Here is a 19,445-nt window from a genome sequence, read left to right as displayed (position 1 = left end):
GGGCTATCGCGCCGTTGCCACCCGATACGACAAACGCGACTACATCTGGCGCGGCACAATCGACATCGCATCGATCAGAATCTGGCTCCGCGACCCACCAACCCAAGATCTACGGGACACGCCCTAGCCACGCAGACCCGAACCCAGAAAGGGAATTTGATCGCCTGGCGTAGCATGCATACGAGCGTGTAAAGCCGATGCCTTTCGTCTTGTCGGCGCACTCGTCGACGACCGGGACGAGACAACGTGCGACAGTGTGCGCAGCCGTGAGCGGCGAATACAAGTCTTGTTTTCCTGTGCTAGTTGCGATGAAATTGATCCAACGGCAAGTTGAAGCTGTTGTTTCTCAGCCCGCACGCTTTCTTTCGAGAGTCGTCGCGAGGGCGCCGGCCCATTCGAGAAGCTGCTCGTCGCCTCCGGCGCGGGCGATGCACTGCAGGCCGCGCGGGAGGCCACCAGGCCCGTCGTAGACGGGAATGCTGATCGCCGGCCAGCCGGCAAGAGACCATAACGACGTCAGCCAACTGTCGCCGGTGTTCTCGTAGCCGATGGGCGCGACACTTGCGGTCGCCGGGCAGATCCAGCAGTCGGCCTCGGTGTGCGTGGTCGCCTGATCGAGCAGTACGGCGAAGGCTTCGCGTGCGTCGCCACGCTGGTCGTCATGCTCCACCTGCCTTTCCCAGCCGTGACTGCCCGCCACCCGACACGCGGGTTTCATGATCATGAGGCAGAAACTGGGCTTCGGTAGCCTTAGAAAGCCGACCTTCTGCCTCATGATCATGAAACCGGCCGCCGCCCGGCAAACGGAGGAGCCGAGATGAGCTTCCAGTCCTACGACGAGGCGATCACCCAGCACCGCTGGGCCATCCCCGCGCGCTACAACATCGCCGAGGATGTCTGCTTCAAGCATCCGCCCGACACACTTGCCATGGTCCACGAGGACTTCGCCGGCAACGTGCGGACGGTTCGCTGGGGCGAGCTGCAGGAGAAGGCCAACCGCTTCGCCAATGTCCTGCGCACCCACGGAGTCGAGCGGGGCGACCGGGTGGCGATGCTGTTGCCGCCCACGCCTGAAACGGCGGCGGCGTTCTTCGGCACCTACCAGAGCGGAGCGATCCTGCTGTCGATGTCGGTCCTCTACGGCGACGACGGTATCCGCCACCGCCTCACCGACTCCCAGGCGAAGGTCCTCGTCACCAACGCGGCCAACAAGCACCGGATCGATCCGAGCCTGGTCGAGCATGTCCTCGTCCTCGACGACGATCTCTTCGCGACCGGCGATCCCGAGTTCGCCGCCGTCGACACCGCGGCCGACGATCCCGCCCAGCTCTACTACTCCTCCGGCACCACGGGCCTCGCCAAGGGCATCGTGCACGCGCACCGTTATCTGCTGGCGCACGAGGAGTTCGTCTACTGCCACGACGTCCGCGAGGGCGAGGCGTTCCACGGCATGGGCGAATGGGCCTGGGCCGCCGGCATCGCGCCGCTGCTCGGGCCGTGGCGGTTGGGTGCGGTGCAGTACGTCTACCAACGCGAGGGCGGCTTCGACCCGCACAAGCAGCTCGCCTTCCTGAGTCGCCACCAGGTCACGAATGTCTTCACGACGCCGACGGCCGTGCGGTCGATGATGGCGGTGTCGGACGCCGCGGCGCGTTACCCACAAGCGTTCCGCGTCGTGTGCTCGGCCGGCGAGCCGCTCAACCCGGAAGCGATCCGGTGGTTCCGCGAGCAGTACGGCGTGACCGTGCTCGACTACTACGGCCTCACTGAGTCCTACCCGCTGTGCGGCAACTTCGGCTTCATGGAGGTCCGCGAGGGTTCGATGGGCCGGCCGATGCCCGGGTGGGACGTGCAGATCCTCGACGAGGACGAGAAACCGGTCGCGGCGGGGGTGCGCGGCGAGATCTGTCTGCGGGCGCGGTCGAATCCGCACTACCCGCTGGGCTACTGGAACCGTCCCGAAGATACCGAGGAGGCGTTCGGGGGCGAGTGGTTCCACACGAAGGACGCGGCAACGGCCGACGAGGACGGCTACATCTGGTACGCAGGACGCGCCGACGACGTGATCATCTCCGCAGGCTACCGGATCGGTCCGTTCGAGGTGGAGTCGGCCTGTCTCGAACACCCCGCCGTCGCCGAGGCCGCTGTCGTGGCCTCACCGGACGAACGCCGCGGCACCGTGGTGAAGGCGTTCATCGTCCTGGCCGCGGGCAACGAGGGTTCCGACGAGCTGATCAAGGCGATCCAGGAGCATGTACGCAGCCGGCTGTCGGCGTACGCCTATCCACGCAAGGTGGAGTTCGTCGACTCCCTGCCGAAGACCCTCACCGGCAAGATCCGCCGGATCGAGCTGCGCCAACGCGAACTCAACCCACCCGGCTGAGGCGGGAGCGCGGCCACCCGCGCGGCTGAGGCGGGAGCGCGGCCACCCGCGCGGCCCCAGCTGTTGCTCGCCTGGTCAGCCAGGCCTGTGCTCACCGGCGAGGCGCCGACGCCTTGCCCACGTGCCACAGGCATGCTCAGCGTGGTCATTTGCGGCCCGGCGAGGCGGTGACCGGCGCCTACCGCCAACCGGGGACGGGGCGGATGTCACGACTGCTGGTACGCCTTCGCCTGCAGGTGGTAGAGCTCGGCATACAGCCCGTCTTGTCCGACGAGATCCTCGTGGCTGCCCTGCTCGACGACCCTCCCCTGGTCGAGCACGACGATCAGATCCGCCATGCGTACGGTGGAGAACCGGTGCGAGATCAGCAGCGTGACCCGCCCGGACCGGGCGTCTCGCGCGCCGGCGGCGACCTGCTCGAACAGCGCGTGCTCGGTGTGCGGGTCGAGGGCGGCGGTGGGTTCGTCGAGCACCATCAGCAACGGGTCCGAACGCAGCATCGACCGGGCCAGCGCGAGCTTCTGCCACTCGCCGCCGGACAAGTCCACCCCGCCCTGCCACGACAGGCCCAGCTGGGTCTCGACCCCGCCGGGGAGGCGTTCGGTGAAGCCGGCGTTCGCCTTCGCCAGCGCGCCCCGCACCGCGTCCTCGTCGTCCATCCGGGGTAGGTCGCCGACGCCCACGGCCTCCCGGATCGCCAACTCGAAGCGCATGAAGTCCTGGAAACCGGCCGTGAGCCGCTTCCGGTACGCCTCGATGTCGATGTCGGCCAGGTCGATGTCGTCGAGGAGGATCCGGCCCTCGGTGGGTGCGTACATCCCGCACAGCAGCTTGACCAGCGTGGTCTTTCCCGCACCGTTCTCGCCGACGACCGCAACGACTCCGCCGGCCGGTAGCCGCAGCGAGACGTCGGACAACACGGACCGATCGCTCCCTGGGTAGCGGAAACTCACCCGGTCGAGGTCGATTCCCGTCCGCAGCTGGGTTGGAGGTGGCTCCGGCTCACCACCCGTGACCGAGGGACTGGCCTGCCCTTCGAGCCAGTGGTAGTGCTCGGAGGCGGTACGGGTGCGGAGCAACGACCCGGCAAGATCGGACAGGCGGCCGGCGGCCAGCACCACGGCCGCGGCGAGCCCCAACGTCAGTGCCACATCCCCGGCCGTCGCCCGCCCACCCGCCGCCTCGCGCAGCACCAGGAGCAGGGCGCCGACATAGGTCACGGCAAAGAGCAACCACCCTCCGGCGTTGACGGCCACCGCCAGGAAATGCCCTGTCTCCATGCCCCGGTGCACGTCCCTGCTGACCTGGCGGTGGCGGTCGAGCAGCTCATGGTGCAGGCCGTAGACGCGCACCTCGGTGGCCGGTCCGGCGGTCGAGGCGAGCGTCAGCAGGTGCTCGGCCGCCCGGCGGCCCTCGGCGGTACGCAGGTCGGCGGCCCGTCGCAGGGCTTCGGCGCGCTGGCTCAACCACGCCGCCGGGAGCGCGATGACGGGGACGAGCAGCAGGACCGGCTGCAGCCTGCCCAGCAGAATCGCCGACACCTCCAACTCCGCCAGGAGAATAGGACCGATGACGGCAAGGGTCATGCCCGTCGCCAGGTCCTCCGTGCTGCGTTCGAGTAGCCGCAGCCGGTCCCAGAACGCGGGGACCTCCACGTGCTCCACCCGAGGTGCGCCGCCGGCAAGGGTGAGCACCCGGCGCTGCATCACCATGATCGCCCGCTCCCTCTGCCGGATCGTTGTCCACCGGTAGAACGTCGGCGCCAGCGCGGTCAACGTCAGCCCCACCGCACACACGGCGGCGCCACCGAGGATCTGGTCCGTCCGACTGGACGTGATGCCGTCCACCAGCGGCCGCAGGCCCACGGCGAGAAGTAACGGCGACACCGCGCCGATCACGCGCACGCCGATGAAGGAGAAGACCACGACCGGTCCGATCTCCCAGGCGATGCCGAAGAGCAGCCGCCCCGTCCGCAGCCATGCGTTCACTGCTCGCTCACCGCCGCTTCACCGAACCGGGACGCCTGGAGGGTGAACATCTCGGCGTACGCGCCACGGCGGTCGAGCAGGTCGTCGTGGGTGCCCTGCTCCACCACCCGGCCACCGCCGAGCACGACGATCGAGTCCGCCCGTCGCACGGTGGAGAAACGATGGGAGATGACGATCGTGGTCAGCCCTTCGGTGATGGCCAGGAAGCGTTCGTAGAGTTCGGCTTCGGCCCGGGCGTCCAGGTGGGCGGCGGGCTCGTCGAGTACCAGAACCGAGGCGCCGTGCCGGACCGCGAACAACGCCCGGGCGAGGCCCACCTTCTGCCACTCGCCGCCGGACAGGTCGGCACCGCCGGCGTACGCGGTCGACAGCGGTGTGTCCCAGCCGAGCGGGAGCGCATCGATCGGCCCGGCGATCCCGGCGTCGGCGGCGGCTGCCTCGATACCGGCACGGTCGCCCGCCGCGTCCGCCCGCCCGAAACCCACATTGGCGTACGCCGGCACCTCGAAGCGGGTCGAGTCCTGGAAGACCGGAGCCAGTCGGCGCCGCCACTCGGCCGCGTCGAGCTTCCTCAGGTCGGTACCGTCGACGGTGATCCGGCCCGCCGTCGGCTCGTACGACCGGCACAGCAGCGTGATCAGGGTCGACTTGCCGACGCCGTTGGCGCCGACGATGGCGAGCGAACGTCCCGCGGGGATGAGGAGATCCAGGCCACTCAGGACCTCGACCGTGCTGCCCGGGTAGGAGAACGCGACGCCCTCGAACCGGATCTCCTCGATCGGCCGTCTGTCGACGGCCCGTGTGTCGACCGGGAGTCTGTCGACCGGTGCCACGTCGCTCCCCGGCGGTGTCGCCGGCCGGGTCGTCTCCGGTGTCGCCTGCGGTGTCGCCGCCGAGTGCCCGGCCTCGGCAACGGCGGCAACGGCGCCGCCGTATCGGCGCAACGTCGCCAGCGCCAGCTCGTTCTGCAGGCTCGCCCACGAGGACGTGTGGATACCGGCGAGGCTCACCATCAGCGCCTGCACGTAGACCGCCGCCGGGGCGGGTGCGATCCGGCCCGCCACCGCCTCCCATGCGATCCACGCCAGGCCGAGCAGGACGACGGCGAGCAGGACGAGCGCCGCGACCAGGGGGCGGCGTCCAGCAGGAGCGAACACCTCCAGCATCGACCGGCGCCACAGGGTCGAGAAGCGGTCGAGCAGGAACCCCGACAACCCGAAGACCCGCACCTCCTTCGCGGCTGGCGGGCGTACACCCAGCTCGTAGTAGTACGTCGTACGCCTGGCCAGCTCGGTGCCGCCATGATGGTGCTCGGCCTCTACCCGGGACGCACGCTTGTCCTCGTACGCCGCCCAGATCCCGCCGACGAACAGCGCCGCCCCGAGCGCCGGGTGGAACGGGACGAGCATGACGCAGGCGCCGGCCAGCATGAGGCGCCCGGCGACCACGCCACTCACCGTCCGTACCAACCGCCCGGGCCGCGACCACGGCGAGCGGAACGTCTCCCGGCCCACACTGATCAGATCGAGGGCCGTCGGGTCTTCCAGATGCGCGACACCCGCGGGCGTCAGCACGGCGTCCATGAGTTCCCGCGCCAGGGCGGCGTCGATCCGCTCGCCCAGTGTCGTGACCGCCGCCATCTGCAGAGCGCCGGACGCCCACTGCAGCAGGAAGAAGGCGCCGGCGGCCCCTGCCCACCACAGTGCCGCCCGCCCGGCAGGTGAGTCCAGGCCGTTCGCTGCCACGTCGGGGACCTCCCCGACGACCGCGCCGAGCGCGGCGACGGCGGCGAGGGGAGCCGCCGCGGACACGAGGACCGCGAGAACGCACACCGCACACAACGCAGGGCTCGCCCGGACCGCGACGCCGGCGAGATGCCGGTAGGAACGCACGTTCGTCGACAGGGAGGTCCGGAGTCCGTGGGTCGTCATCGAATCGCGGGCACTCTCATTTCCGGCCCTTCTGTGGTGGCATGGCGAACGTCATTCTGCGCGGGAAAGAGAACAAAAACGAGTCTTGTCCCGCGCCCGCCCGTCATGATGGAATTGAGCCATCGGGCCGAGAGGCCCGTTTTTCTTTCCCTCCGAACCCGCGCCGGCCCACACGTCGGGAGCGAGGAACCCGGCTCTTCCGGTGCCGTCCGCCCGAGCGTGATATCACGGAGGCAGGGACGGGGGCAGGCCATGGCGACATTTCTCCCCACCCCCCAGGACCCGGCGAGTCGTCTGCGCGAGTTGGAGGCGATGATCGACGCGATATCCAGTCTGGTGATCACCAAGCTGGACATCCACGGTCGCATCGAGAGCTGGTCCCCTGGCGGGCAGGCGATGTTGGGCTACACCGACGACGAGGTCCTCGGCCAACCGGTGTCGATGTTCTACACCGAGGAGGATCGGCAGGCCGGGGTCGCCCAACGCGAGCTTGCGGAGGCGCTCCGCTCCGACATGACCACGTTCGAAGGTGTTCGGGTGCGCAAGAACGGCGAACGGTTCTGGGCCGGCATCACCGTCTCGCCGATCCGCGACGACACCGGTCGGACGACCGCCTTCGTCCGGGTGATGCGTGATCTCAGTAGGCGCCGCCACCACGAGGCGCAGCTGCAACGACAGCGGGACGAGATCGTCGAGCTGTCCACACCCGTCCTGCAGATCTGGGACCGCGTCCTCGTCCTTCCCATCATCGGCACGCTCAACTCCCTGCGCACGGCCCGGCTCACCGAAGCCGTCCTGAACAAGCTCGCCGATACCCGGAACGACGTCCTCATCATCGACGTCAGCGGTGTGCCGGTCATCGACACCAACGTCAGCCAGCATCTGCTGCAGACCGTGCAGGCAGCCGCGTTGATGGGTACGGTCAGCATCCTGAGCGGCGTGCGGGCAGAGGTCGCGCAGGCGATGGTGCGCCTCGGTGTCGATCTGGGGCAACTGCGCTCGAGCAGCTCGCTCCGCGACGCGTTACTGCTCGCCCTTCGACACCTTGGCGAACGTGGTGCCGCGGGGCTCAGCCGTACTGCGCCTCGTAGTTCTCGCTGATCAGATCCGCCTTGCGCTGCAACCGCTTGTTGAGCCGGGAGAAGACGGCCTCCACCGAGTCGGTCGAGGAGTAGAGCTTCTGCAGCGCCGCGTCCATCATCTCGCCCGCACTCGGCACGATCGGTCTGATCAGGTCCTGCGGCTTGGTCTTCGGCAGCTGGTTCAGCGCGGTCCGGTAGTTGGGGTCCTCCTTGGCCTTGTCCACCAGGGCCTTCTCCTCCTGGGCGGCCTCCACGACCGGCATGTAACCGGTGTCGATCGTCCACTGGGCCGACTTCGCCGGTTGGGAGAGCCACCGGAGGAACTCCATCGCGGCATCCTTGCGTTCCTGGGCTGCCTCACGCATGACCCCGATACCGGAACCGCCGGTCGGGCAGCCGAACCCGTCGTACTCGGGGAGGAACGTCGTACCGACATCGAACTTCGCGTCGGCGGAGACCGACGCCAGGCTTCCGGTGCTGAGCATCGCACATGCCGTGACCTGGTTGGTGAAGTCGACCTGGGAGTCGGCGGACAGGTAGGCCGCCTTGTCCTTGCGCACCAGGTCGACCATCCAGTTGCCGGCTTCGAGCGACTTCTCGTCGTCGAGGGTGACCTTGAGGCCGTCGGAGTAACGGCCGCCCCACTGCCAGACGTTGCCCTGGAAGTACCAACTCGCATAGACGCCGGCGAGGGCAAGCGCGTATTTCGTGTGGTCCTGGAGCGCCGGTGCCCATTCCTTCAGGTCGCGCCAGTTGGCGGGCCCGGTCTCGGGCAGCCCTGCTTTGCCGAAGACCTCCTTGTTGAAATAGAAGAGCGGTGTGCTCCGCGCGAACGGAATCCACCACACGGTGTCCTTGACGGTGCCTTCGTTGATGAAGTTGTCCTGGTAGAGGTCCGCTGTGTAGTCGCCGCCGAAGTAGTCGTTGAGCGGTTCCAGCTTGTCGGCGAGGTGCATCTTCCGCCAGGTGACCTCAGAAAGAACCACGATGTCGGGGATCTGCCGCGCGATGAGCGACGCGGAGAGCTTCTGGACAGTGGTTTCGTACGAACCCTGGAACTGCCCTTCGACGAAGATCTCGTCCTGCACGCCGTTGAACTCGTCGATCAGCTTGTCCATCGCGATCCCGAGATCACCACCGAACGAATGCCAGTAGACCACGTGCAGGCGGCGCCGGTAGTCCCGCGGAACGCTCCCGACCACCTGGACATACTGTCCACTTCCGCAGCCGGCGGCCAGTGCCGCGGCCGCTCCGCCGGCGGCGGCGAGAAAGCCCCGGCGACTCAGGGCACCTCGTGCCGTCATGCCAGCCCGTCCCCTCATGAAAGAGCCCTTCCCCTGCCAGTCCTCACAAAGCCTGTACGCATGGCGCCGGTACGCATGACCTCAGCCCTTCGTCGCGCCCGCGGTGAGTCCCGCGATGATCTGCCGCTGGGCGAAGAAGAACACGACGAGGACGGGTACGACGACGAACACCGAAGCCGCCATCACGACGCCGTAGTTGGTGTAACCCTCGTCGCTCTTCAACATCAGCAGACCCACCGGCAGTGTCCGCATCGTGTCGGTCGTGGTCACGATCAGCGGCCAGATGAACTCGTTCCACTTCTGCACCAGGGAGATGATGACGACGGTGACGACCATCGGCCGCGACATCGGCACGATGATGCTCCACAGAATGCGCAGATGGCTCGCTCCGTCGACCCTCGCCGCCTCGGTCACCTCGATCGGGAGGGTACGCATGTGCTGCCGGAGCAGGAACATCGCGAACACGCTGCCGAGGCCCGGCACGATCAGTCCGGCGTAGCTGTTGACCCAGCCGAGGCCCGCGACCGTCAGGTAGTTGGGCAGGAGCACGACGGTTCCGGGCACCATCATCGCGCCCAGGAACACCATGAACACGACGTTCTTGGCCGGAAAGCGCAGGAACGCGAAGGCGTACGCCGACAGCACGGCGACACAGATCTCCAGCGCGGAACCCACCACCGCGAAGACGATCGAGTTGACGTAGAGCCGGCCGAAGGGCGCGGCGTGCCACGCGTCGACGTAGTTGCGGAGCTCCCAGGTCCACGGCATCGGGAACCACTCCGGCGGGAAGTGGTGCACCTCCGCCGAGGGTTTGAGCGAGCTGATGATCAGCCAGTAGACGGGCACGAGCGCCGCCAGGGCGACAAGGGCCATCAGCAGATAGAGCGCGATCTTGCCCAGGAGCGGCACGATCGGCGATCCGGTGTCGGTAGGCCCGGACGTGGCCGGTCGCTCCTCGGTGGACGTGGTCGTTGGCGTGGCCGTGCTCATCGGTAGTGCACCCTCCGCTCGAGGAATCGGGCCTGCGCCGCGGTGATGAGCAGCAGGATGACGAACATGATGATCGCGGCGGCACCCGCGCGGCCGGCGTCGAAGGCCTGGAACGCCTCCTGATAGATGAACCACGACAGCGTGGTCGTGGCGTCGCCGGGACCACCGCTGGTCATGATCGCGATGATGTCGAACGCCTGGAACGACCCGATGACCGTCACCACGGCGACGAAGAACGTCACCGCCGAGAGCAGCGGAAGGGTGATCCGGCGGAACAGCGTCCAGGCAGTCGCACCGTCGATCTTCGCCGCTTCGTACAGATCGGCAGGCATGGTCTGCAGCCCGGCGAGGTAGATCACCGCGACGAAGCCGATGTTCTTCCAGAGATAGACGAGCACCAGGGCAGGCAGTGCCCAGCCCGCATCGGTGAGCCAGTCGGGCGAGCCCACACCGATGACGCCGAGCAGCTGCTTCATCAGCCCGAAGTCCGGGTCGAAGATGTAGAGCCAGACGGTACCGATCGCGGCGCCGGTCACGATGTACGGCGCGAACGACGTCGTGCGCACGAGGTTGCGGCCGAACAGCCGCTGGTTGAGCAGCATGGCGATGGCAAGGCCCGCGACCATGCTGCCGATGGTGATCCCACCGGAGAAGAGGATCGTGCGCAGGAGGACGCCGAGGAAGTCGGGATCGCTCAGCATGTCGATGTAGTTGGCGAGCCCGACGAACGGCTTGAACTCCGACAGCAGGTCCCAACTGGTCAGGCTGAGGTAGAGGTTGTAGAGGACGGGCCAGTACGAGAACACCCCGAGCAGGATGACGTTCGGCGCGACGAAGGCCAGGAAGAGGAGATACTCACGGCGCCGCGAGGCACGTGCGCCAGACCCGTCGGGTGGGACCTTGCCCGGCGTGGTGCCGCGGTCGGCCACGGCCGTTGGTGAGCGTTCGGGGGCTGTCAACGGGCGTCCTCCTCCGTCGGGCGGACCACCGCAGGAAAGTTACGCGATCTGCAGAGGTGCCGCAGGATACCGGCGGAGGTTAGGCCTCTTTGCCCTGGTATGCAACACCTTCCCGGAAGTTGTTCACGATCAGTTGTGCGATTGCTCGCCGACGACGGCGTGCGGTGCACTGCCGTTCACCTCACCGGGTCCGTGGCTCGCCGGCGCTCCCGGTCAACGGGTCGTGCGAATCACCTCGTCCCCGGTGGTCGGCATCGGTGGCGGCCAGGGAGGGTAGCAGTCGCCTGTGGGCTTCCTGCGTACGCGCGAACGTCTGCCGCCGAGCTGGCAATTACGCCGGAGCGTGCGGTGACGAACTTCGTGTTCAGGCTCTACGTCGCCGGGGAGGCGGACCCCTCACACGCCGCCGTCGCCCGGCTGCGCTCACTCTGCGAGTCCCGGATCTCCGGGCATTACGAGCTGGAGGTCGTCGACATCACGCAGCGCCCTGACCTGGCCGAGGTCGACGGGATCGTCGTCGTTCCCACCGCGATCCGGCGGGTGCCGTTTCCGGAGCACCGGGTGATCGGCGATCTCTCCGATGACGTACGTACCGCCGCCGGGCTCGGTTTTCCCGATCCGGACCAGCTGGCGGCGGAAAGGCGGGGGTGGCGATGAGCGACGGCGCGGCGCTCGACCGGGTTCCGACCGGAATCAGCGGCTTCGACCTGGTTGCGCTGGGCGGCCTCCCGGCCGGTCGGTGCACGCTCGTGAGCGGGAGTACGGGTAGCGGGAAGACCCTGTTCGCCATCGAGTTCCTGGCCCGCGGAGTCGACCGGTTCGACGATCCGGGCGTCTACGTCACCTTCGAGGAGTCGCCGGCCGACCTCCGCCGGAACGCGGCGGCGATGGGGTTCCCGATCGAGCGGTGGGAACGCGAGGGCAAGTGGATCTTCGTCGACGCCTCGGCCGAGATCGCCGGCGAGACGACGACCGTCGGTGTCTACAACTTCGCCGCCATCACGGCCCGCATCGATGCCGCGGTCCGACAGATCGGCGCCCGCCGCGTCTCGCTGGACTCGGTGGGGTCGATCTTCACCCGTTTTCCCGATGTCGCCACGGTTCGCTACGAACTCCACCGGATCGCCACGGCCATGGAAGGGCTGGGCGTCACCTCGGTGCTCACCGCGGAACGCACCGTGGAGTACGACGGCGTGTCGCGCCTTGGTGTTGAGGAGTTCGTCCTCAACAACGTCATCATCCTGCGGAACGTGCTGAGCAACGAGCGGCGCCGCCGGACCGTCGAGATCATCAAGCTGCGCGGCGCGGCGCATCGCACCGGTGAGTGGCTGTTCACCATCGACGAGCGGGAGGGCATCGTCGTCATCCCGCTCGCCTTCGTCGCACCCCGGGCGACGGCGTCAGCGGAGCGGGTCTCCTCGGGCAATCCCGGTCTGGACGCCCTCTGCGGCGGAGGCTTCTACAAGGACGCGGTCGTCCTGCTCACCGGACCCACCGGGACCGGCAAGACGCTGACCAGCCTGAAGTTCGCCGCCGAGGCGGTTCGTACCGGCAAGTCCTGCCTGCTCTACACCTTCGACGAGAATCACGACCAGCTCGCCCGCAACGCCGCCGGCTGGGGCCTCGACCTCGCCGCCATGGAGGCCTCCGGGCTCCTTCACGTGTCCGCCGACTATCCGGAGATGGCTTCGCTGGAGGTCCACTTCCTCAACATCAGGCGCGCCATCGAGGAGATCCGTCCGTCGCGACTCGTCATCGACACGTTGTCGGCCCTCGAACGGATCGCCACCTCGCGCGCTCTGCTCGACTTCGTGATCGCGCTGGGATCCCTGCTCCGTCGACACAATGTCACCGCGCTGCTGACGGCCGCGCCGAGTGGATACAGGCCGACGGCCGTCTCCTCGGCGATCGCCGTCGAGCTCGGCAGCCTCGCCGACGTCACGATCATGCTCCGCTACGTCGAGGCCGAGGGTCAGATCCAACGCGCGATCGCCGTGCTCCAGACCCGCGGCTCCGCCCACGACAATGCGATCCGCATGATCGACATCGATGCCGACGGGATGCACATCGGCGAGCCCTTGTCAGTCGTGTCGCATGTCATCCCGGGAGGGCATTACGTCCCTCCGACTCAGCAGTGACTACTCAACCGGACTGCTCAACAGGGGACCGCTCAGCAGTGAGCGGGGGCCACCCGACGTCACTCGGGCCTGACATCACTCGGGCCTGACATCACTCGGGCCCGCCGGCCGAACGGCTGGCAGCGATCCACCGGTCCAGGAGCGTTGCCGCCGCACCGGAGTCGATCGCACTCGCGCACCGCTCGACACCGGCGGCGAGTTGCTCCGCCAATGCCGCGTCGCCCCGCTCGACCGCCACCAGTGCGGCAGCGGCATTGAGCAGAACGATGTCGCGGACCGGCCCACCCGCACCTTCCAGCAGCCGGCGTACCGTCTCGGCGTTCTGTTCGACGGCGCCGCCCCGGAGATCGGTCGGCGTGGCACGCGGAAGGCCCACGTCCGCGGGATCGACGGTGGTTCGGCGTACGCGACCGTCCCGGATCATCCACACCTGGGACGTGGTCGTCGTCGTGAGCTTGTCGACGCCGTCGTCGCCGCGGACCACCAGCGCCGAGCACCCCCGCGCGGCGAGGACGTCGGCGAGGACGCCTGCCATCCGTACGTCGGCGACACCCACGACCTGGTGCCGGGGACGGGCGGGGTTGAGCAGTGGCGCAAGGACATTGAAGACAGTGGGAACGCCCAGCTCCCGCCTCACCGGCGCCGCGTGCCGGAGCCCTGGGTGGAAGCTCGGCGCGAAGCAGAAGGTGATGCCGACCTTCTCCGCCAACGTCGCGACCCGCTGCGGCTCGAGGTCGAGATCGAGGCCGAGGTACTCCAACAGGTCGGCCGAGCCGCAGGTCGTGGAGGCGCCGCGTCCGCCATGCTTCACCACCGGGACGCCGGTCGCGGCGACGACGAGGGATGCCATGGTGGAGACGTTGACGACACCGCTGCGATCGCCGCCCGTCCCTACGATGTCGACGAAAACCCCGTTGATCGGGAGGGTGCCCGCCTGGTCCATCACGGCGCGCGCCATGGCCGACACCTCGTCCGCGGTCTCGCCCTTGGCCCGAAGTCCCACCAGGAAGGCACCGAGTTGGGCCGGCGTCACATCGCCGCGGACGACCTGATCCATCGCCCAGGCGGCGTCCTCGGTCGAGAGGTCCCGCCGGTGGGCGAGCGTGCCGAGGATCCGGCTCCAGGACGCGCGGTCCGCCTCGTGCGTACGCGTCTGCATGGTGGTTGTGGTGGTGGTCGGGTCGGGTCTCATGTCGGTCTCCTCCACAGGGTGGGCGCTCGGTGCCCTCGGATGAGACCCGTGCCTGGAGGATGATCCTCGAACGGCCGCCGCACCAAAGGGCGGCCGCGAAAGTGCGCGCGAAGCGTGGGCCGCCTACAGGGCGGGCCACCAGCGAAGCTGTACCGGTCGCGCGATCACGGCCCTCACCATACCGGCCGCCTCGCCGGGGGACCTTCGCCACCGGCCTAAGAACTCCGCCACCGGCCGGAGAACTCGGCCGGCCGGGAGGCTTCCGTCGGTTAGCCTCGTCCTTCGCTGCCCGCCGGTTGCAGGAGGTACGTGAGATGGCCGCGATCTCGGCGACACTGGCCGCCAACGAGCGGATCCGCGCCCGGCTGGCCCGCGGCGAACCCGTCCAGCACCTGGCCTTCGGGGAGGCCGGCATCCCGGTGCATCCTGCGTTGGCGGAGGTTCTCCGGCGGGCGACCGGTCGTGGCGGGTATCCCTCGGTGGCAGGCGACACCGCGGCGCGGGAGGCGGTCGCCGGCTATCTGGGTCGACGTGGCCTGACGGCCAGCCATGCCGATCCCGACCACGTGCTGCTGGCGCCGGGAAGCAAGTCCCTGCTGTACGCCGTCCTCGCGGTCCTGCCTGGTGACGTCGTACTCCCCCAGCCGTCCTGGGTGAGCTACGCCGCGCAGGCCGCGCTGATCGGCAAACGGGTGCTGCACGTGCCGGTGCCAGCCGAGGCCGGCGGGGTGCCGGACCCCGCGCTGCTGGAGGAGGCAATGAGCCGTACGCCTGGGGCGGATGGCAGCCCACGCCCGGGAATCCTCGTTCTCACCAGCCCCGACAATCCCACCGGCACGGTCGCTGGCGAGGCCCTGCTACGCGACGTGTGCGCGGTCGCCGAACGGCACGGCCTCGTCATCGTCTCCGACCAGATCTATTCCGACCTGACCCACGACGGGACGGTGCCGACCAGTCCGGCCGAGCTGGTGCCGGACCGGACCGTGGTCACGACCGGGCTGAGCAAGAACCTCGCCCTCGGTGGTTGGCGGATCGGTGCGGTCGCGCTGCCGCGGTCACCGCTCGGCGTCTCGCTTCGCGACTCACTGCTGCAGTTCGCGAGCGAGGTCTGGTCGGCACTTCCGGGGCCGATGCAGGAGGTGGCGGCGTACGCATTCGCCGATCCCGACGACCTCGTCGCGCACGTCGAGCAGACCCGGCGGTTGCACGGCACCGTCGCACGCGCCGTGCACACGATCCTCCTCGACGCAGGGGCGCGGTGCCGCGCACCACAGGGCGGGTTCTACCTCTACCCGGACTTCTCCTCCCTCGGCACAGCCGGAACACCTGGTTCGATCGGAACGACTCGCTCGGTCGGACTGCCCGCCGACGGCGAGTCGCTCGCGGAGACGCTGCTCAGTAAGCACGGCATCGGCGTACTTCCTGGCTCGGCGTTCGGCGACGACCCGAGCAGGCTCACGTTCCGTGCGGCGACGAGCCTGCTCTACGGCACCGATGACGAGCAGCGGTGGGCCGCGCTGCGCGATCCAGACCCGGTTCGCCTGCCGTGGATCAGCGAGTCCCTCGATCGGCTACGCGCCGGTTTCGCCGCACTGACCGGCGCCGCCGGGGCACGCGGGTGAGCATGGTCGGTGTCATCTCCCGGTCGCGGAGAACCACGCCCCGGTAGGTGAGGTGACGAAGACGACCGGTGCGATGCAGGAGTCAGGCAGGTCGACAGTGGTACTGATCCTCGCGTCACCACTGGCGGTCGCGGGGACGAGGCCGGTCTCCACGTTGACCGTGGTCGCAGCGCCGGTGTCGTCGGTGCTCACGCAGCTGACGATCGCCTTGAACGAAGGGGACGGGTTGACGCCCTGCCGGTCCGGTGGCACCGGGGCTCGGCGGGCGAGGACCAGTCCCTCGACGTTGATCTCCAGCTTTCCGTTGCTGTGGAGCTTGCCCTCGGCCTCGTCGATCTCCCAGGGCAGTCCGCCTCCGGCCAGGTCGCGAATCGGGTTCGCCGTACCCGTGAAGGGTTCGCTGACGGGTGCCATCGTCTCGAACGCGAGCATCTCCCCACGCCCCGAGGCGCTGGCCGCCGCTGGCACGGCGAGCAGAAGGGCGAACAGACTGGCTGCGAGCACGGTCGTACGTCGTCTCATCGTTGTCTCCCTCTCCCCGTGTGGCGGTGACTGCCTCCTTCCACACGTCCGCCACGGACGAAGGGTTCACCGCACTGCCCACTCCGGGCGGGTGACCCGGCTGGTCGGACGTACGCAGGGACTTCAGGGGCGTACGTCGAGCCAGACCACCTGGCTGGGGCGCCACCGGAAACCACCTGACGTCGGAGCCGAGTTTCCCCTTACGTCATGAACGAAACCGAGATACTCGCCATCGGCGAGACGCGGGTCTTGCCAGCGACGCCACGCGCCGCCCTCACACCCATCGGTCAGCGATTCGGGCGCTCAGCCTGCCCGTGAGCCGAGACCCACGCGGCGATCTGCGCGCGGGACGTAAAGCCCAACTTCACCAGGATGTTCTCCACGTGGCTCTCCGCCGTCCGTTGCGCGATCACCAAGGCCGCCGCGATTTCCTTGTTGCTCTGCCCTTTGGCGACGAGTTCGGCGATCTCGCGCTCCCGCCGGGTGAGGTGCACGGCTTCGCCACGCGCAGGGGCCGGCCGCGCGTGGTGCTCCTTCTCCCGCAGCGCAAGGGAGATCGCCTGGTCGAGGTTCAGGTTGGCGCCCTGCAGGACCATCGCGTCGTACCCCTCCGCGCCCAGTGCGTCGCGCACCCGGTTCACGCACGCCTCGTGGTATCCCGCCAGATGTCCGTAACCCGACAGTGGCGCCCCGGTCGACCGCTTCAGCTTCTGCAGTGCCCCGAGCAGGCTGGCCGAGTGCTGGAACTGCCCCACCGAGGCGGCAACCCACGCCAGCACCTCGAGGTTGAGCGCGATTCCGAGCCGTGCGTCCAACGACCGGTTCATCCGAAGGCTTTCCTGTTCGATCACCGTCGCCCGGCGCGCATCGCCCTGACGCCACACGTCGATTCCCATGGCCATCAGGGCGTACGCCTTGCACCAGATGTCACCGACGGCGTCGGACAGCTTCACGCACTCCTCCCCCATGGCGATCGCCCGTTCGGAGTCGCCGAGGAAGGAGTAGCCCATACAGAGCCGGATGAAGGTCAGTGCGAGTCCCTGCTGGTTTCCGGCAGCGAGATGAAGCTGGCGCGCCTCGTCGTACCGGCGAAGTGCGGTGGCACTGTCTCCGGAGTACATCGCGGCAAAGCCGGAGAACAGCGCGACGTAGCCCAGGATTCGCGGCGAGTCGAAATGCTCACCCAACCGCCGGGCCTCGTCGAGCATCACCTGGGCGGCCGCGGTGTCGCCCTGGATGATGGCCAACCAGCTGTCGGACCAGAGTGCGTCGGCGCGGGCCCGCGTGGGGGTGGTGTCCGCGGCGAGCATGCGGTCCAGCCAACGCCGACCCTCGATGAGGTAGTAGCTCCGTACCCAGTGGAAGAGCAGGTCGGCCGCCATCCGCAGGCCGTTCTGCGCCTCGCCGGGGGTCGTGAGGCAGTACTCCATGGCGGCCCGGAGGTCGGCATAGTCGAGAGTCAGCCCGCCGAACCACTCGACCTGGTTCGGTCCGAACTGCTCGACGGCCGTTCGCGCGGCGATCCGCTGGTAGTAGTCCCGGTGCCGCAGTCGGGTCCTCGCCTCGTCGCCGAGGCCGGCCAGCTTCCGTCGACCGTACTCCCGGATGATGTCCAGCTGCCTGTACCTCGCGACCCGCCCGGACTCCTCCCTGACCAGGATCGACTTGTCGATCAGCTCGGCGACGAGATCGATCACGTCCTCGGTCTTGATTCCGTCGCCCGCACAGATCGCCTCCGCGGCCGTCAGGTCAAAACTTCCGGAAAAGACCGAGGTACGCATCCACAGCAACTGTTCGGCGCTCGACAACCGCTCGAAGCTCCAGTCGATCAACGCCTGCAGGGTCTGGTGACGTGGGGCCGCACTTCTGGGGCCGGTGGTCAGAAGCCTGTACCGGTCGTCAAGGCGTTCGAGGATCTGCTCCGGTGTCAGCGTTCTGAGCCTGGCCGCGGCAAGCTCGATGGCCAGCGGAATGCCGTCGAGCTGGCGGCAGATTCCGACCACCGCGCTCTGGTTCGCCTTGGTGAGGGCGAAGTCGTGGTGGACTGCGACAGCACGGTCGACGAAGAGCGCCACAGCGCCGGACTGCGCCGACAGATCACCCGGCAGCGACGTCTGCCCGTCCTCTGGCAGCGTAAGGGGGTGGACCGGCATGGTGTGTTCGTCCGGGATGTTCAGGGGCTGCCGACTCGTGGCGAGGATGCGCAGTCCGGGAGCGGTACGCAGGAGGGCGTCGGCGACCGTCGCGCACGCCTGCAACAGATGCTCGCAGTTGTCGAGGACGAGGAGGACCTGCCGGTCCCTGAGATAGTCGGTGAGGATCCGCAGTGGATCGCGACTCGACTGGTCATGGACCTGGAGCGTCTCGAGCACGGCCTGGACCACCATGCTCGGATCGGACAGCCTGGTCAGATCGACCAGCCACACCCCGTCATGGAATGCCCGCTGCATTCCCGCGGCGATCCGGACGGCGAGCCGCGTCTTGCCGACCCCGCCGACACCGGTGAGGGTCACGAGCCGTGCGTCGGAGAGCAGCCGCCGGACCTCGGCGACCTCGGACCGCCGGCCGACGAATGTCGTCGCGTCTGCCGGCAGATTGCCAGGCCGGTGTGCGGCGTGTGCAACGCTGGACATCATTTCCTCGAGACGCCCAGCCGACCGTGTCCTCGGTCCGGCTGACCGTCATCCGCCAGCGTATGTTCGTCTCCCGTCCACCGCTACCCGGCGGTGCGCACACTGTGGGAACAGGCGGTTTGGTGCGGGCGGATTTCACTCGTTGAAATGCGCGAAAGGTGACGACCCACAATGGGCGCTGAGCGTCGAATACGACAATACGCCGAGTTCTGAGTCACCGGAAAATCCAAAACGCCTGAATACGCCCCACTCCAGAAAGACCCGGGAATTCAGTCGTACGCAACATCGGCGAGCTGGCGGACCAGTCGCTGACCTGACAACAAGGTCATCGGAATGCGTACGAACTGGCGCTCCCCACGACCGGTGCCGATCGGCAGGGGCAGGGCCGCGAGATGGTCGATCTCGTACGGATCGGTCACCACCTCGGCACGGCCGATCGCGTTCACGCTCCAGCCGCGCCACTGCTCGAGGTCGATGTCGTCGACCTCGAAGGCGACCACCGCGTCCCGCACGGCGCGGGCCAGGTCGGAGCCGACGGCCGTACGGATGATGACAGCGTCGCCGTCGAGGACGAAGTTCACCGGCTGGACCGAGGGCAGGGTCTTGTCGGTGAACACGACGCGCCCCACGAGTGCGCCGTCGAGCAGCCGGAGGCACTCCATGACGTCGAGGACTTCGAATTCCTCCATTGTCTGGAAGCT

General features: G+C 68.2%; 15 protein-coding genes. 5 read left to right on the top strand and 10 right to left on the bottom strand.

Features of this window, described 5'->3' with window-relative positions:
• Nucleotides 1-346: 346 nt before the first annotated feature.
• Nucleotides 347-724 (bottom strand): hypothetical protein, encoded by a 378-nt coding sequence (locus ABNF93_RS32075; RefSeq protein ID WP_349332013.1) that lies wholly within the window; start codon nucleotides 722-724, stop codon nucleotides 347-349.
• A gap of 93 nt (nucleotides 725-817) precedes the next feature.
• Between ABNF93_RS32075 and ABNF93_RS32070 the strand changes: the two genes are divergently transcribed.
• Nucleotides 818-2,383: an acetate--CoA ligase gene (locus ABNF93_RS32070; RefSeq protein ID WP_349332012.1), complete on the top strand. Its 1,566-nt coding sequence runs from the start codon at nucleotides 818-820 to the stop codon at nucleotides 2,381-2,383.
• Between the two features lie 206 nt (nucleotides 2,384-2,589).
• On the opposite strand, the gene ABNF93_RS32065 is transcribed toward ABNF93_RS32070, so the two are convergent.
• Together ABNF93_RS32065 and ABNF93_RS32060 are read right to left on the bottom strand one after the other, a co-directional pair.
• Nucleotides 2,590-4,371: an ABC transporter ATP-binding protein gene (locus tag ABNF93_RS32065; RefSeq protein WP_349332011.1), complete on the bottom strand. Its 1,782-nt coding sequence runs from the start codon at nucleotides 4,369-4,371 to the stop codon at nucleotides 2,590-2,592.
• Nucleotides 4,368-6,302: an ABC transporter ATP-binding protein gene (locus ABNF93_RS32060; protein ID WP_349332010.1), complete on the bottom strand. Its 1,935-nt coding sequence runs from the start codon at nucleotides 6,300-6,302 to the stop codon at nucleotides 4,368-4,370. Before ABNF93_RS32060 ends, ABNF93_RS32065 begins: the two co-directional genes overlap by 4 nt.
• A gap of 252 nt (nucleotides 6,303-6,554) precedes the next feature.
• Between ABNF93_RS32060 and ABNF93_RS32055 the strand changes: the two genes are divergently transcribed.
• Complete coding sequence (locus ABNF93_RS32055) at nucleotides 6,555-7,403, top strand: PAS domain S-box protein (RefSeq protein ID WP_349332009.1); 849 nt, start codon at nucleotides 6,555-6,557, stop codon at nucleotides 7,401-7,403.
• On the opposite strand, the gene ABNF93_RS32050 is transcribed toward ABNF93_RS32055, so the two are convergent.
• The 3 genes from ABNF93_RS32050 to ABNF93_RS32040 form a co-directional block, all read right to left on the bottom strand.
• Nucleotides 7,372-8,688: an ABC transporter substrate-binding protein gene (locus tag ABNF93_RS32050; protein WP_349332008.1), complete on the bottom strand. Its 1,317-nt coding sequence runs from the start codon at nucleotides 8,686-8,688 to the stop codon at nucleotides 7,372-7,374. The two genes, ABNF93_RS32055 and ABNF93_RS32050, sit on opposite strands and share 32 nt — an antisense overlap.
• An 81-nt stretch (nucleotides 8,689-8,769) precedes the next feature.
• Nucleotides 8,770-9,678: a carbohydrate ABC transporter permease gene (locus ABNF93_RS32045; RefSeq protein WP_349332007.1), complete on the bottom strand. Its 909-nt coding sequence runs from the start codon at nucleotides 9,676-9,678 to the stop codon at nucleotides 8,770-8,772.
• The gene (locus tag ABNF93_RS32040) at nucleotides 9,675-10,637 is read right to left on the bottom strand and encodes a carbohydrate ABC transporter permease (RefSeq protein WP_349332006.1); all 963 of its coding nucleotides are present in this window, start codon (nucleotides 10,635-10,637) and stop codon (nucleotides 9,675-9,677) included. The genes ABNF93_RS32045 and ABNF93_RS32040 overlap by 4 nt, the downstream gene beginning before the upstream one ends.
• Before the next feature lie 348 nt (nucleotides 10,638-10,985).
• Between ABNF93_RS32040 and ABNF93_RS32035 the strand changes: the two genes are divergently transcribed.
• The gene (locus tag ABNF93_RS32035; RefSeq protein ID WP_349332005.1) at nucleotides 10,986-11,294 is read left to right on the top strand and encodes a circadian clock KaiB family protein; all 309 of its coding nucleotides are present in this window, start codon (nucleotides 10,986-10,988) and stop codon (nucleotides 11,292-11,294) included.
• Nucleotides 11,291-12,775 carry a circadian clock protein KaiC gene (gene kaiC / locus ABNF93_RS32030; protein WP_349332004.1) on the top strand — a complete coding sequence of 495 codons (1,485 nt, stop codon included), beginning with the start codon at nucleotides 11,291-11,293 and terminating at the stop codon, nucleotides 12,773-12,775. The genes ABNF93_RS32035 and kaiC overlap by 4 nt, the downstream gene beginning before the upstream one ends.
• A 91-nt stretch (nucleotides 12,776-12,866) precedes the next feature.
• Here kaiC and trpD read toward each other — a convergent pair whose 3' ends face one another.
• A complete protein-coding gene (trpD, locus tag ABNF93_RS32025; protein ID WP_349332003.1) occupies nucleotides 12,867-13,967 on the bottom strand; it encodes an anthranilate phosphoribosyltransferase in 1,101 nt (366 codons plus the stop codon).
• 314 nt (nucleotides 13,968-14,281) lie between these two features.
• Between trpD and ABNF93_RS32020 the strand changes: the two genes are divergently transcribed.
• Nucleotides 14,282-15,589, top strand: a complete 1,308-nt coding sequence (locus tag ABNF93_RS32020) for a pyridoxal phosphate-dependent aminotransferase (RefSeq protein WP_349332001.1) — start codon at nucleotides 14,282-14,284, stop codon at nucleotides 15,587-15,589.
• A 12-nt stretch (nucleotides 15,590-15,601) separates the two neighbouring features.
• Here ABNF93_RS32020 and ABNF93_RS32015 read toward each other — a convergent pair whose 3' ends face one another.
• The 3 genes from ABNF93_RS32015 to ABNF93_RS32005 form a co-directional block, all read right to left on the bottom strand.
• Nucleotides 15,602-16,111: a hypothetical protein gene (locus ABNF93_RS32015; RefSeq protein WP_349332000.1), complete on the bottom strand. Its 510-nt coding sequence runs from the start codon at nucleotides 16,109-16,111 to the stop codon at nucleotides 15,602-15,604.
• Nucleotides 16,112-16,398: 287 nt separating this feature from the next.
• Nucleotides 16,399-18,744, bottom strand: coding sequence for an ATP-binding protein (locus ABNF93_RS32010; protein ID WP_349331999.1), 2,346 nt, complete (start codon nucleotides 18,742-18,744; stop codon nucleotides 16,399-16,401).
• A 269-nt stretch (nucleotides 18,745-19,013) separates the two neighbouring features.
• Nucleotides 19,014-19,433 carry a pyridoxamine 5'-phosphate oxidase family protein gene (locus ABNF93_RS32005; RefSeq protein ID WP_349331998.1) on the bottom strand — a complete coding sequence of 140 codons (420 nt, stop codon included), beginning with the start codon at nucleotides 19,431-19,433 and terminating at the stop codon, nucleotides 19,014-19,016.
• Nucleotides 19,434-19,445 lie beyond the last annotated feature (12 nt).

Origin of the sequence: Actinopolymorpha sp. B9G3 (genome assembly GCF_040120725.1) — a bacterium.
GTDB lineage: Bacteria > Actinomycetota > Actinomycetes > Propionibacteriales > Actinopolymorphaceae > Thermasporomyces.
The sequence above is the reverse complement of the archived record's forward strand: the minus strand, read 5'-3'. Positions and strand labels throughout refer to the sequence as shown.

Excerpts from the sequence above, each read along its gene's own strand:
- ABNF93_RS32045 (WP_349332007.1), bottom strand. The coding sequence starts at position 9,678 with ATGAGCACGGCCACGCCAACGACCACGTCCACCGAGGAGCGACCGGCC.
- trpD (WP_349332003.1), bottom strand. The coding sequence starts at position 13,967 with ATGAGACCCGACCCGACCACCACCACAACCACCATGCAGACGCGTACG.
- ABNF93_RS32010 (WP_349331999.1), bottom strand. The coding sequence starts at position 18,744 with ATGTCCAGCGTTGCACACGCCGCACACCGGCCTGGCAATCTGCCGGCA.
- ABNF93_RS32060 (WP_349332010.1), bottom strand. The coding sequence starts at position 6,302 with ATGACGACCCACGGACTCCGGACCTCCCTGTCGACGAACGTGCGTTCC.
- ABNF93_RS32020 (WP_349332001.1), top strand. The coding sequence starts at position 14,282 with ATGGCCGCGATCTCGGCGACACTGGCCGCCAACGAGCGGATCCGCGCC.
- ABNF93_RS32070 (WP_349332012.1), top strand. The coding sequence starts at position 818 with ATGAGCTTCCAGTCCTACGACGAGGCGATCACCCAGCACCGCTGGGCC.
- ABNF93_RS32050 (WP_349332008.1), bottom strand. The coding sequence starts at position 8,688 with ATGACGGCACGAGGTGCCCTGAGTCGCCGGGGCTTTCTCGCCGCCGCC.
- ABNF93_RS32015 (WP_349332000.1), bottom strand. The coding sequence starts at position 16,111 with ATGAGACGACGTACGACCGTGCTCGCAGCCAGTCTGTTCGCCCTTCTG.
- ABNF93_RS32055 (WP_349332009.1), top strand. The coding sequence starts at position 6,555 with ATGGCGACATTTCTCCCCACCCCCCAGGACCCGGCGAGTCGTCTGCGC.
- ABNF93_RS32075 (WP_349332013.1), bottom strand. The coding sequence starts at position 724 with ATGATCATGAAACCCGCGTGTCGGGTGGCGGGCAGTCACGGCTGGGAA.
- ABNF93_RS32005 (WP_349331998.1), bottom strand. The coding sequence starts at position 19,433 with ATGGAGGAATTCGAAGTCCTCGACGTCATGGAGTGCCTCCGGCTGCTC.
- kaiC (WP_349332004.1), top strand. The coding sequence starts at position 11,291 with ATGAGCGACGGCGCGGCGCTCGACCGGGTTCCGACCGGAATCAGCGGC.